11 protein-coding genes are annotated in these 13,182 nt (G+C 70.0%); 2 read left to right on the top strand and 9 right to left on the bottom strand.

The window, feature by feature from the left end; all coding sequences use genetic code 11:
• Positions 1 to 3 precede the first annotated feature (3 nt).
• The 5 genes from QSK31_RS14465 to phoH2 all read right to left on the bottom strand — a co-directional run bounded on the left by QSK31_RS14465 (position 4) and on the right by phoH2 (position 5,532).
• Positions 4 to 1,512 (bottom strand): hypothetical protein, encoded by a 1,509-nt coding sequence (locus tag QSK31_RS14465; protein WP_285684251.1) that lies wholly within the window; start codon positions 1,510 to 1,512, stop codon positions 4 to 6.
• Between the two features lie 53 nt (positions 1,513 to 1,565).
• Complete coding sequence (locus QSK31_RS14460) at positions 1,566 to 2,231, bottom strand: rhomboid family intramembrane serine protease (RefSeq protein WP_285684249.1); 666 nt, start codon at positions 2,229 to 2,231, stop codon at positions 1,566 to 1,568.
• A gap of 40 nt (positions 2,232 to 2,271) precedes the next feature.
• A complete protein-coding gene (locus QSK31_RS14455) occupies positions 2,272 to 3,027 on the bottom strand; it encodes a serine protease (RefSeq protein WP_285684247.1) in 756 nt (251 codons plus the stop codon).
• Between the two features lie 74 nt (positions 3,028 to 3,101).
• A complete protein-coding gene (locus QSK31_RS14450) occupies positions 3,102 to 3,824 on the bottom strand; it encodes an aggregation-promoting factor C-terminal-like domain-containing protein (RefSeq protein ID WP_285684246.1) in 723 nt (240 codons plus the stop codon).
• A 292-nt stretch (positions 3,825 to 4,116) separates the two neighbouring features.
• Complete coding sequence (gene phoH2, locus QSK31_RS14445; RefSeq protein WP_285684245.1) at positions 4,117 to 5,532, bottom strand: RNA 5'-3' helicase PhoH2; 1,416 nt, start codon at positions 5,530 to 5,532, stop codon at positions 4,117 to 4,119.
• A 273-nt stretch (positions 5,533 to 5,805) separates the two neighbouring features.
• On the opposite strand from phoH2, the gene otsB reads away from it, so the two are divergent.
• Positions 5,806 to 6,612: a trehalose-phosphatase gene (otsB, locus tag QSK31_RS14440; RefSeq protein ID WP_285684244.1), complete on the top strand. Its 807-nt coding sequence runs from the start codon at positions 5,806 to 5,808 to the stop codon at positions 6,610 to 6,612.
• Between the two features lie 88 nt (positions 6,613 to 6,700).
• On the opposite strand, the gene QSK31_RS14435 is transcribed toward otsB, so the two are convergent.
• Positions 6,701 to 7,471, bottom strand: coding sequence for an isoprenyl transferase (locus tag QSK31_RS14435; RefSeq protein WP_285684243.1), 771 nt, complete (start codon positions 7,469 to 7,471; stop codon positions 6,701 to 6,703).
• Between the two features lie 32 nt (positions 7,472 to 7,503).
• Entirely contained in the window at positions 7,504 to 8,604 is a 1,101-nt protein-coding gene (locus QSK31_RS14430) for an NAD(P)/FAD-dependent oxidoreductase (protein WP_285684241.1), read from the bottom strand.
• A 59-nt stretch (positions 8,605 to 8,663) separates the two neighbouring features.
• Between QSK31_RS14430 and QSK31_RS14425 the strand changes: the two genes are divergently transcribed.
• Positions 8,664 to 10,268, top strand: a complete 1,605-nt coding sequence (locus QSK31_RS14425; RefSeq protein ID WP_285684238.1) for a methyl-accepting chemotaxis protein — start codon at positions 8,664 to 8,666, stop codon at positions 10,266 to 10,268.
• Here the strand turns inward: QSK31_RS14425 and QSK31_RS14420 are convergent.
• Together QSK31_RS14420 and QSK31_RS14415 are read right to left on the bottom strand one after the other, a co-directional pair.
• Positions 10,258 to 11,088 carry a hypothetical protein gene (locus tag QSK31_RS14420; protein ID WP_285684236.1) on the bottom strand — a complete coding sequence of 277 codons (831 nt, stop codon included), beginning with the start codon at positions 11,086 to 11,088 and terminating at the stop codon, positions 10,258 to 10,260. The genes QSK31_RS14425 and QSK31_RS14420 overlap by 11 nt on opposite strands.
• 71 nt (positions 11,089 to 11,159) lie before the next feature.
• Positions 11,160 to 12,977 (bottom strand): phosphoenolpyruvate carboxykinase (GTP), encoded by a 1,818-nt coding sequence (locus QSK31_RS14415; RefSeq protein ID WP_285684234.1) that lies wholly within the window; start codon positions 12,975 to 12,977, stop codon positions 11,160 to 11,162.
• Positions 12,978 to 13,182: the final 205 nt, after the last annotated feature.

Genomic DNA, 13,182 nt, shown 5'->3' with positions numbered 1-13,182 from the left:
CGATCAGAGTGACGAACGTCCCGACCAGTCGCTGTACGGAATCGGCGGCGCGGTCATCCTCGGTGTGGGCTGGATGCGCCGCGCCGCCCGCCAAGCCAGCAGACCACCAGGCAGGCAGCACACAACAGAGAAGAGCAGATGCATCCCCGGCGAGCCCGGCACCAGCCAGACCCCGAGCGTCAGCAGCACCGTCACCGCACCGGCCGCCCAAGTCATCCAGGCCCATCGGGTATGCCCCGCGCCGTCCTGGTGGACGTTGGCCGTCACGGTGATCGAGAGGCCCAGCGTCACCAGGATGATCACTGCGGGGCTGATCAGCAGGAAGACCCGGAGGATCCAGTCGTCCACGCCTCCGTAGGCGAAGGCCAGCAAAAGCAGGGCGCCCGCCGGGAGGAGCCACGGCGCCAGCCACCAGCGGCTTCGGCGGTTGCGGGCGCGGGTGGCCGCGGATGCTCCGCCCGCGATGATCACCAGCCCGCCGAGGAGGGTGATGACGCTGATCATCATGCCCAGCTCGAAGCGATTCTGGGTGCGGGTGTGCACGCCCAGCTCGGGTGGGGTGGTGTCGCTGGGCGGGAAGCCGATGCGCTGCCAGCGGCCGTCGGGGTCGCGCTTCGCGTATCCGTCGCGGCCGTTGGCGGCCAGGACCACGTGGCCGCCGGATCGGCGGTCGTGGACGGCGACCGCCAGTGTCGCCAGGTCTTCGTCGAGGTCGCCGATTTCGGCGTAGTGCCTGCTCAGCTGCTTCCGGTCGGAGTCGTTGACGTGCCAGTCGGTGGTCCAGGTGGTGCCGCCGTCGACGCTGCGTTCGACGCCGAGCGCCTTCGGGACGATCCGGTAGCAGATCAGCGGCTCGGTCCCGGAGCAGGCCCGGCGAATGGGTGAAGGGGAAGGGGAAGGGGTGGGAGCAGCCGAGGGGGCCGGCGAGGGAGAGATGGATTCCCAGGTCACGCCGTTGTCACGGCTGATTTCCGGCGAGTCGTAGGACTTGTCGCCGTACAGGTAGATGGCGTCGGGGGTGCTGATCACGTTGGTGGCGAAGGGGTACTGGACGGCGCTGGTCGCGGCCACCCCGACGAGGGCCAGCGGCAGCACGACCGCCATGCGGAGGGCGCGCAGCCAGCGCGGGGCGGCGGCGAAAGTCGTGGAAATGGACGCCCACCAGGCCACGGCCAGGAACGGCAGCATCAGCAGGTCGGTGGGGTCCGCGCGGATGAGGGACGGGCCGTGCACGACGCTCCAGGCCGCGGAGGCGAGCTCGGCTGCGTACGGGAAAGCCTTGACCAGGAAGAAGCCCACCCCGACGGACCACAGCGCGGCGGCGGGGCGCCGGATCAGCACCGCGAGCAGCGGCGGCGCCAGGACCAGGCCGGCGGCGTCGCTGAGCTTGCCGGTGACCGGGCCGGGCCAGAGAGATTTGAGGACGTGGTCGTTGACCACCAGGACCAGCAGCGCGATCAGCGTCGCCGGATGACCCAGCCACGCTCCGAGACGATTCCCCCGTGTATTCACAGCGCTCACGATCCGTGTGTCAGATCACACGATGATCGCGGGACTGTGGAGAGTCAGTCGCCGTAGAGGTTGGGGCCGCCGATCAGGGGCTGCTGCGCGCGGGGGCGACGGCGGCGGAAGATGATCGCGGCGATCGCGCCGGCGAGCAGGCCGAGCAGGTGGCCTTGCCAGGAGATCGGCTGGTCGGTGGGCAGCACGTTGTAGAGCTGGTACCAGTACAGCAGGCCGATGAACGCGGCCACGCCGAGGTTCCACCAGCTGCGCTCGACGAAGCCGCGGGCGACGAGCAGGCCGAGGTAGCCGAAGATCACGCCGCTGGCGCCGACCACCACGCTGTCGGGGTCGCCGATGAGCCAGACGCCCAGGCCGCTGATCAGCATGATCAGGAAGGTCGACCAGATGAACCGTTTGGCGCCGCCGGCCAGGGCGAACGTGCCGACCAGGATGAGCGGGACCGCGTTGCCGTAGAGGTGGTCCCAGCCGGCGTGCAGGAACGGGCTGAACAGCACGCCGTCGAGGCCGTCGATGCGGTGCGGGATGATGCCGCCGGCCACGTCGAGCCGGCCGTCGACGCCGATGTCCAGCACCTCGACGAGAAAGAGGACGGGAATCACCGCGCACATGGTGACGAACGCGCGGCCCAGCGACGCGTAGAACGGCACGGTGCCGAACCTGGTCGCGGCGGTGTCGTCCGTCGTGTCGCCGAAACCGATAGCCATGCAACCCATGGTGACAGGCCGGTGCACGACCGGCCACCGCTCAGGTCAGCTTGTGGACGGCCTTCTGGATCGCCTCTCGGAAGGTCCCGACCTGCGTGTAGACGCCCGGATAGTTCTCCCGGGCGCAGCCGAGGCCCCAGCTGACGATGCCCACCTGCACCCATTCGCCGTCGGCCTCGGCGACCATCGGCCCGCCGGAGTCACCCTGACAGGTGTCCACGCCCTTGCGGCCGGCACAGATCGACTCGTCCTCGACCAGCTCGACGTCGGCCTTCTCGTAGGCCTTGGCGCAGACCGCGTCCGCGACGACGGGCACGGTCGCATAGCGCAGCCGCCGCTCTTGCTTCTCGGCATATTCGCTGGTCAAACCCCAACCCATGATGGTGTACGGGCCGTCCGGCACCGTTTCGCCGGCCAGCTCGAGCGTCGGCAGGTCCAGTTTCTGGTCCAGCTTCACCACGGCCCAGTCGTCGCCTTTGGTCTCGCCCACGAAGTCGGCGGCCCGGATCACCTTCACCGAACGGGCGGTGATCTTCTCGGCCGACTTGAGGTCGGTCACGCCGGCGGTGACCTCGATGCTCTTGTCGCGGCCGGTTCCCTTGACGCAGTGCCCGGCGGTCAGCACCACCTTCGGCGCGATCAGGGTGCCGCCGCAGCCCATGGAGAGCCGGACGAGCCAGGGGAAGGTGCCCTGCGGGGCGAGGTCGCCGCCGACCACGACGTCGGCAGCTCGCGCGGGGAGCGCGGTGAGCACGAGGACCGCGGCGATGAGGAGCAAGCTTGCTTTCCGGACCATGTGGACATTTGACCACCGCTCGGATACGAAAAAGGGAGGTACGCGCCGGGCGTACCCCCCTCGCCGTGTGCTTGCTAGTACCAGCCGGTGTTCTGCGAGTGCGACCAGGCGCCGCACGGCGTGCTGTACCGGCCCTTGATGTAGCCGATGCCCCACTTGATCTGGGTGGCCGGGTTGGTCTTCCAGTCGGATCCCTCGGATGCCATCTTGCTGCCCGGCAGAGCCTGCGGGATGCCGTACGCACCGGAGGACTTGTTCTCCGCCTTGGTGCTCCAGCTGCTCTCCTTGTCGAACAGCTTGTTCAGGCAGGGGAACTGGTCGATCTTGAAGCCCTTGTCGAGCATGATGGCGCAGCCGATCGCGCGGTTGCCGGAGAACTCGTCGCAGGACGCCGGGATGTCGCCGGTGAACGGCACGTCGGCACCGCCGCCGGAGGAGGACTCCTCGGCCTTCTCCTTCGCCTTGGCCTCGGCGGCCTTCTTGTCGGCGACCTTCTTGTCGATCGCCTTCTTCTCCAGCGTCCGCGCTTTGCCGGCGGCGGCCTTGGCCTCGGCGGCGGCCTTCGCGGCCGCGTCGCTCTCCGCCTGGCGCTGCCACGCGCGGGCGGCGGCGTGCAGGGACTGACGTTGTTTCAGCAGTTGCAGCTCATCAGCGTCCGCCTGGACGACGAGTTTCGCTTCGGCACCCTGCTGCTGGGTCGCCCGGCTTTGTCCGAGGTAAACGCCACCGACGATGCCCAGTACGAGCAGTCCGACCGAGGTGACGCGAACTCCGACCCGGCTCCAGAGCCGATTCACGAAGTGATCCCTTCGTAGGGGGCAATGACGCGACACGGAGAGTCACCAACTGAACACGTCGGTGGCGGACCGTGCCGCGAGCACCGCGACCCCCTCCGGGGCCGTCGCCTCGACCGGATTCGATCGAGGCGGTGGCCACGAAGTCGATCTCAACCAGGTGGGCCACGCGATGGCGCTCGCCAGACACCATTGCGCAACGTGAAGTCGTTGTGAAACGACGGCACGCTGTTGTGAAATAGCTCACATGGCCTTTCGCCTCAAACCCGGTCGAATTCCCCCGACCGGGTGCCCCCTACAGTGGGATCTCCTCCAACAGGTCGGTGACCACCTCGGCGATCGGAGATCGCTCGGACCGGGTCAGCGTCACGTGGGCGAAGATCGGGTGCCCCTTCAGCGCCTCGATGACCGCGGTCACACCGTCGTGCCGGCCGACCCGGAGGTTGTCCCGCTGCGCGACGTCGTGGGTGAGCACAACGCGTGACCCTTGGCCGATCCGGGACAACACGGTCAGCAGGACGTTCCGTTCGAGCGACTGCGCCTCGTCCACGATCACGAAGGCGTCGTGCAGGCTCCGGCCGCGGATGTGGGTCAGGGGCAGCACCTCCAGCAGCCCGCGCCCCATGACCTCCTCCATGACGTTCGCGTGCACCACCGCGCCCAGCGTGTCGAAGACCGCCTGCGCCCAGGGCGACATCTTCTCGGCCTCGCTGCCGGGCAGGTAGCCGAGTTCCTGGCCGCCGACTGCGTACAGGGGGCGGAACACGACCACCTTCTTGTGGCGGTTGCGCTCCATCGTCGCCTCCAGGCCGGCGCAGAGCGCCAGCGCGGACTTGCCGGTGCCGGCCCGGCCGCCGAGCGACACGATCCCGATCGACTCGTCGAGCAGCAGGTCCAGAGCCACCCGCTGCTCGGCGCTACGGCCACGAAGGCCGAACGCGTCGCGGTCCCCGCGTACCAATTTGACGGTCTTGTCGGGGTTGACCCGCCCGAGCGCCGATCCCTTGGGCGAGTGGATGACCAGACCGGTATGGCTCGGGAGGCTTCCGGCCTCCTCCAGCTCGAGCTCCTCGCCCGCGTAGAGCCGGCTGACCTCCTCCTCGGAGAGCGTCAGGTCGGCCATGCCCGTCCAGGTCGGGTCGCTGGCCTGGCCGTGCAGGTACTCGTCCGCGGTCAGGCCCACCGAGGCGGCCTTCACCCGCAGCGGCATGTCCTTGCTGACCAGGGTGACCTCGCGGCCCTCCGCGGCCAGGCCGAGCGCCACCGAGAGGATCCGGGTGTCGTTCGAGTCGTTCCGGAAGCCCTGCGGGAGAACGCTCTGGTCGGCGTGGTTCAGCTCCACCCGCACCGTGCCGCCCTCGTCGTTGCAGAGCACCGGCTGGTCCAGCCGGCCGTGCTTGATGCGCAGCTCGTCGAGCATGCGCAGCGCCTGCCGGGCGAACCAGCCGAGCTCGGGATGGTGGCGTTTGCCCTCCAGTTCGGAGATCACCACGAGGGGGACGATCACCTCGTGGTCCGTGAACCGGCGGAACGCCGCCGGGTCGGACAGCAGGACCGAGGTGTCCAGCACAAAAACCCGCCCGGCCGGGGCGGGTTCCTGATCGGTGTGCCGATCGCGGGACCGGCGACGGCCCGCTGCGGCTCGAGTGCTGGAGACTTTGGCGGCCGGGTCTGGTGAAGGGGCCCCGGCGTCAGATCGGCTAGATGTCACAGGCCTGCTCCAGCGAGCGTGCAACCCGGTACGCCCGCGGTCCGCCACCTCCGGCGCCCATCGCCAATGCACGGGGTCGGGATGCGGGCCCCGTGGCGCTCTCTGTCGCAGGTCCGGGCGGCCGGCTGGCTGGGGTTGACCCCCGGCCATACGACAAACGCTAGCGTTCATCCGCCATGCGCGGTAGTGGCACGGTCACACGCCGCACCGCTCGGTGATGGTTGAGAACTTCCCGTGCATGAACTGCCCGCCGATACGGGTAATCTGAGGCTCGTGGCAGAGACCGCACGCCCCTCTCACCCACCGGCCCCCGATGCAGCGTGGCGCTTCACCGCCGAGCGCGCCAAGGACACCACCTTCTTCTTCGACTTCGACGGTGTCCTCTCCCCTGTCACCGACGACCCCGACGCCTCCCAGCCGGTGCCCTCCGTTCTGGAGGTGCTCGACGAGCTGGCCGGCGTGGTGTCCCGGGTGGCGATCGTGTCCGCCCGTCCGGTGAGCTTCCTGAGGTCCCGCTTCGAGCGGCTGGCCAAGGTCGACCTCTACGGCCTGTACGGGCTGGAGGTGTGGCACGAGGGCGAGGTGGTGACCGAGCCCGCCGCGCTGCCCTGGGTGCCGGCCATGTCCGACCTGGCCGAGCGCGCCCGCGCCGAGCTGCCCGCCCAGATCCTGGTGGAGTACAAGCGACTCTCGGTCGCCCTGCACTACCGCACCGCGCCGCAGCTGGCCGACGCGGTCGGGCGCTGGGCGCACGAACAGGCTGAGGCGCTGGGCCTGCGGACTCAGGGCGGGCGCATGGTGTCCGAGCTGAAACCGCCGGTCGACCAGGACAAGGGCATGGTGATCAGCGAGGGCGTGAAATCGGCCGGCTGCGCCTGGTACTTCGGCGACGACATGAGCGACATCAAGGCCTTCGACGCGCTGCGCGCCCGCGAGGCGGTCGATCCCGGCTTCTTCGGCATGTGTGTGGCGGTGGCCAACCCGGAGACCGGCGCCGAGGTGTCCAGCGCGGCCGACCTGACGCTGGAGTCACCAGCCGCGGTGTCCGACTTCCTGCGCGACGGGCTGCGGAACTTCTAGGGAGCTCTCAGTCCTGACTCGTGGATCGCCCAGGGCCGCGGAGGGGTCCAGAGCCCGCCTCGCACTTGGGTGATCCACGAGACAGGCCTTAGGCGCCGTAACGGCGCTGTCGGCTGCCGTACGACCGCAGCGCCCGCAGGAAGTCGATGCGGCGGAAATCGGGCCAGTTGGCGTCGTGGAAGTAGAACTCCGAGTGCGCCGACTGCCAGAGCAGGAAACCGGAGAGCCGCTGCTCGCCGCTGGTCCGGATGACCAGGTCGGGGTCGGGCTGACCGCGGGTGTAGAGGTGCTCGGCGATGTGCTCGACGTCGAGGATCTCGGCCATCTCCTCGATGGTCCGGCCGGCCGCCGCCTGCTCGTGCAGCAACGACCGCACGGCGTCGGCGATCTCACGCCGGCCGCCGTAACCGACCGCCATGTTCACCTCGACGCCACCGGTGCGGCCCCGAGTCTTCTCCTGCGCCGCCTTCATCGCCGTGGCCGTGGCGGCGGGCAGCAGGTCGAGCGCGCCGACCATGCGCAGCCGCCAGGGGTTGCCCTCCTCGGCGAGCTCTGTGGCGAGGTCCTCGATGATGGCCAGCAGCGGGTCGAGCTCGGCCGCCGGGCGTTGCAGGTTGTCGGTGGCCAGCAGGTAGAGCGTCACGTGCCCGATGCCGGCCTGGTCACACCACGCCAGCAGCTCTTTGATCCGCGCGGCGCCGACCCGGTGGCCGTCGTTGGGGTCGACGTAACCCATCTCACGCGCCCAGCGCCGGTTGCCGTCGACAATGACGCCGACATGCTGGGGCACCGGCTTGCCGACCAGTTTTCCGGCGAGCCGCCGCTCGTACAGCCGATAGACCAGGGACCGCAGACTCATCGCCCTGAAGCCTAGTCATCCCCCGCCAGCGCTCAAGAGCGGCGGTACAGTTCGCGACCGATGCGGCCGATCGTGCGAAAGTCGAAGATTCCGTCAGCGAGGCCCAGAGCGGCCATGCGGTCGAAAACGGGCTGATCTCTCGCGGCCGCCCGCACCGCCGCGTCGACCATCGACGGCCGTCGTGTGAGAAAGGTCGCGAAGCCGGAATGGCGCAGGTGCCGGCCGAGCCGTCCCCGCAGCGCCCGGGTGTAGGTCGCGCCCGGGTCGGCGGTCATCGCGGACGCGCCGGCGAGCGCGCCGGAGAGCACGGCGTAGAAGATGCCCTCGCCGGTCAGCGGGTTGATCAGCGAGAGCGCGTCGCCGGCGAGCAGCACCCGGCCGGCCGCCGGCGGCGGCCGGTGGGTCGACAACGGCAGGTGGTGGGCACGCAGGCCGCGCGGTTCGGTCGCGCTCAGCATCCGGTCCATCCGATCCAGGAGGTACGCCCGGCTGAGCGGCGCCCCGCGCAGCACTTCGCCGTACCCGACGTTGGCCGTACCGTCCCCGATCGGGAAGGACCACGCGTATGCCGGCCAGCGCGCCTTCGTCGTCACGATCAGCTGCTCGGCGCCGGTCGCGGCGGCGTACCCGCGGATCGCGATCGCCACATGCCCGGACGGGTTGGGCCGGCGCCCGCTCAGCCGGCGGACAATCGAGCCCGCGCCGTCGGCCCCGATCACCGTGCCGGCCGTGATCTGTCCGTCGATCGTCACCTGCTCGGCGCCGTGGCGCAGCGAACGCACGGTGTGGTGGCGGAACTCGACGCCCGCCGCCAGGGCCGCGTCGAGCAGACGGGCGTCGAACACGCGTCGCGGCACGGTGTGCGCCGGCCGCGCCAACGGCCGGTCCATCGCCGCACCGCCCGGTCCGACCAGTCGCAGCCGCTCGACCGGCGGGTAGCCGTCGGTGACGCCGGTGACGCCCAGGCCCGCGAGCACGTCGAGCGCCTCCGCCGCGATGCCGTCGCCGCACGGCTTGTCGCGGGGGAACCGCGCCTTGTCCAGGAGGAGAACGCGGCCGCCCGCCCGCCGGGCGGCGAGCGCGGCGCTGGAACCGGCCGGCCCGCCACCCACCACGACCACATCGAAGTCCACCCGCACGGGATACCCCGATATCGCCGCGTCGCGCCCGGCATCTGTCTGATAGTGGATCGGTGGCTTCTTTCACTGGCGCTCGCTGGTTCGGCAATCTCCGGGTCGGAGTCAAGATCACCATGGCGCTGGGCGTCGCGCTGCTGGCCGCGCTCACCGCCACGACGTTCGGCATCCTAGGGCTGAACCAGCTCGACACCAGAGCGACGGCCATCTTCCAGGAGAATCTGGTGCCCGGGTCGCAGCTCGCCGACGTGCAGGGCGACTTCGACGACGAGCTGTTCGCCCTGACCATGGCCGACATCGCGGGCAGCACGGCGGCGACCGGCCGGTACCGCGACGCCGCCCACGCCGCGGCCGAGGAGGTGGACAGCGGCATCGCGCGGTACGAGGGCCTCGGCATGACGCCCGCGCAGCAGTCCGCGGCCAACCGGCTGAAGCTGGCGCTGGAAGCCTTCGGCCAGGAGCGCGACGACCAGCTCCTCCCGGCCGCCCTGGGCAGCGACAACGCGCGTTTCGAGAAGGCCTACGGTAACGCCGCGCCGCTGGTGGACGCCGCGAACAACGCCTTCGACGACCTCCGGAAGATCGAGGCCGAGAATGCCGCCTCGGCCGCCGGCGGTGCCCACTCGACCTACGTCGCCAACCGGACCCTGCTGATCACCGCCCTGATCGTCGGCCTGGTGCTCGCGGCCGCCCTCGGCTGGCTGACCGTCCGCCGCATCGTCGGCCCGCTGGGGCAGGTCAGCGAGACCCTGGCGCGGGTGGCCGACGGCGACCTGACCGGCACCGTCGACGTGCAATCCACCGACGAGGTGGGTGCCATGGCGGGCTCACTGAACCGGGCCACGGGCAGCATGCGGGAGGCGATGCAGACCCTCGGCACCGCGTCGCAGTCGCTGGCCGCCGCGGCGACCCAGCTCTCCGCCTCGAACAACGAGATCGCCGGTGGCGCGAACCAGTCCAGCGACCAGGCCTCCCGGATCGCGACGGCGGCCGAGGAGATCCGGCGCAACGTCGACACGGTGTCCACCGGGGCCGAGGAGATGGGCGCGTCGATCCGGGAGATCTCGGAGAACGCCAACCAGGCCGCCGCGATCGCCGGTCAGGCCGTGCAGATGGCGCAGTCCACCAACCAGACCGTCACCAAGCTAGGTGAGTCGTCGGCCGAGATCGGCAACGTGATCAAGTTGATCACGTCGATCGCCGAGCAGACCAACCTGCTGGCCCTGAACGCGACCATCGAGGCGGCTCGGGCGGGTGACGCGGGTAAGGGGTTCGCGGTGGTGGCGTCGGAGGTCAAGGATCTGGCTCAGGAGACGGCGCGGGCGACCGAGGACATCGGCGCCCGGGTCAACGCGATCCAGGCGGACACCGGCACCGCGATCACCGCCATCGGCGAGATCGACATGGTGATCATGAAGATCAGCGACTACCAGACCACGATCGCGGCGGCGGTGGAGGAACAGACCGCGACGACCGCCGAGATGAACCGCGGTGTCGGCGAGGCGGCCGGCAGCGTCGGCGACATCGCCGCCGGCATCGACACCCTGGCCACCACGACCCGGGTCACCACGGAGAACGTCGCCGGGGCGCAGACCGCCGCCGAGGACCTGGCCCGGATGTCCAACGACCTGCAGGCCCTGGTCGGCCGGTTCAGCGTTTAGGGCGCGCCCTCAGCAGGGCGTACGACGTGAGCGCGACCGCCACGACCAGCGGCGCGCCGTCGCGGATCAGCCCGTCCACGCCCAGCAGCAGGTAGCAGAGCGGCAGGTCGATCAGCAGGACGCCGAGCCCGATCCAGCCGAGCAGCACCCGGGCGAACGCCTTGCCGCGCAGCAGGAAGAACGTGCTCAGCAGCACGACGTAGCTGACACCGAACCCGGCCACGAACCAGAAGATCACGGCCAGCAGGTACTCCGGCTTGTCGCCGAGCTCGCCCACCGAGATCAGGCAGGGCACCAGCATCAGCGGGCTGTAGGTGAACGCGGACACCCGCGCGGTCATCAGCCAGACGCCGACCTCCCGCTTGGGCGCGGTCTCCTGGAAGGTGATGCCGTCCGGGCCGAGTCCGATCCGGCGCGGATGCCGCACCAGATGCTCGCCGATCGCGGGGTGCCGGTAGAGCAGCACGACCACGCTCGTGCAGAGCACCACGAGGACGCCGAACCCGATGACGCCGGCCATCGCGGGTGCGCCACTCTGCGGCACGATCAGCCGGCCCACCGCGAAGACGGTCGTGACGGCCAGGATCAGCCCGACCGGCCGCGCGCCGGCACGTCCCCGGCGGACCTGGGAGATCAAGATCAACCATCCGAGGGTACGCAGCAGCGCCCACCCGGTACGCACCCAGAGCCCGGCGCCGGGCTCCGGGGCGTACACGTAATTGAGCAGCTCGACCACGACCGTGGCCGCCGCCGTCGCGGCCAGCAGCAAGGTCAGCGCACGCACCGCGACCGGCCGCACCCCGCTCTCGACCGTCGTCATGCCGCCAGCGTATTTAGTGGTAGACCGCGGCGGCATCTCGGGAGCAAATACCGCTCTGGCCTACCACTGGCTCATCCACTTCCCAGCCGGGCGCGCAACGCGTCCAGCTCGGACCAGAGGACGGCCGGGAGCTTGTCGCCGAAGCGCTCGAACCACTCGGTGATCTGCGGCAGCTCGGCCTCCCACTCGGCCCGGTCGACCGACAGGACGGCGGCCACGTCCGCGCGCGAGATGTCCAGGCCGGTGAGGTCGAGCGCCTCGGGCGTGGGCACGTGGCCGACCGCGGTCTCGACCGCCTCGCCGCCGCCGTCCAGCCGCTCGCAGATCCACTTCAGGACGCGTGCGTTCTCGCCGAAGCCGGGCCACAGGAAACGGCCGTCGTCGCCGCGCCGGAACCAGTTCACGTAGAAGACCTTCGGCAGCTTCGCCTCGTCGCCGGACGCTCCCTTGGCCATGTCCAGCCAGTGCTGGAAGTAGTCGCCGGCGTGGTAGCCGATGAACGGCAGCATGGCCATCGGGTCGCGGCGAACCACCCCGGTCTTCCCCACCGCGGCGGCCGTCGTCTCGGAGGAGAGCGTGGCACCGAGATAGACGCCGTGCGTCCAGTCGCGAGCCTCGCTGACCAGCGGGATCGTGGTGCGCCGGCGGCCGCCGAAAAGGATCGCGTCGATGGGTACGCCACGCGGATCGTCGTACTCCGGCGCGAGGATCGGGCACTGCTCGATGGGCGTGCAGAAGCGGCTGTTCGGGTGGCTGGACGGGGTGTCCGAGGCGGGCGTCCAGTCCTCGCCCCGCCAGTCGGTCAGGTGCGCCGGCGGGTCGCCCATGCCCTCCCACCAGACGTCGCCGTCGTCGGTCAGGGCGACGTTGGTGAAGACCGAGTTGCCCTGGGCGAGCGTCCGCATCGCGTTCGGGTTGGTGTGGAAATCGGTGCCCGGGGCGACGCCGAACAGGCCGTACTCCGGGTTGGTGGCCCACAGCCTGCCGTCGGAGCCGAACCGCATCCAGGCGATGTCGTCGCCGACCGTCTCCACCTTCCAGCCCGGCAGCGTCGGCTCGAGCATGGCCAGGTTGGTCTTGCCGCACGCCGACGGGAACGCGCCCGCGATGTACCGGACCCGGCCCTCGGGCGAGGTCAGCTTCATGATCAGCATGTGCTCGGCGAGCCAGCCCTCGTCCCGGGCCGCCACGCTGGCGATCCGCAACGCATAGCACTTCTTGCCGAGCAGCGAGTTCCCGCCGTAGCCGGAGCCGTACGACCAGATCTCCCGGGTCTCCGGGAAGTGCGAGATGTACTTCGTCTCGTTGCACGGCCAGGGCACGTCCTCGTCGTTCTCCGACAACGGCGCGCCGACCGAGTGCAGCGCCGGGACGAAGGGTGCGTCGTCGCCCATCGCCGCCAGCACAGCGCTGCCCATCCGGGTCATGATCTTCATCGAGGCGACCACGTACGGGCTGTCGGTGAGCTCGACGCCGAACATCGGGTTCGGCGCGTCCAGCGGGCCCATGCAGAACGGGACGACGTACATCGTCCGGCCCGTCATGCAGCCGGTGTAGAGCTCGGTCATGACCGACTTCATCTCGGCCGGCGCCATCCAGTTGTTGGTGGGTCCGGCGTCCGCCTCGTCGGCCGAGCAGATGAACGTGCGCTCCTCGACCCGGGCGACATCCCCGGGATCGGTGCGCGCCCAGAAGGACCGCGGGCGCTTCTCCGGGTCGAGACGCACCAGCGCGCCGCTCTCGACCAGCTCGTCGGTGATCCGGGTCCATTCCGCGTCGGAACCGTCGCACCAGACCACGCGGTCCGGGGTGGTTCTCGCGGCTACCTCATCGATCCAGCTCAGGAGTCGTTTGTGGGCGGTCGGCTTCTCGTCGGACGCGGAGGGCATGTGATCTCCTTCGGTCGGCTCTGACCAATGACCAAACAGGCCGTGTGGGCGGCCGTGTCAGTGGAGTCACGTCAGACTAAGCCGCGAACACGTTCAGTTCATCGGCTGTTGCTGTGGATAACCGCACAATCTACGGCCGCTCTGCGCATTGGCGATCGATCCTTCGCCGGACGCTGCAGATCTGCGCACCGCACCGACTTTTCGC

The sequence above is a fragment of the Actinoplanes sp. NBRC 103695 genome, from assembly GCF_030269485.1.
Classification (GTDB): domain Bacteria; phylum Actinomycetota; class Actinomycetes; order Mycobacteriales; family Micromonosporaceae; genus Actinoplanes.
This window is presented reverse-complemented; position numbering and strand designations above follow the sequence as displayed.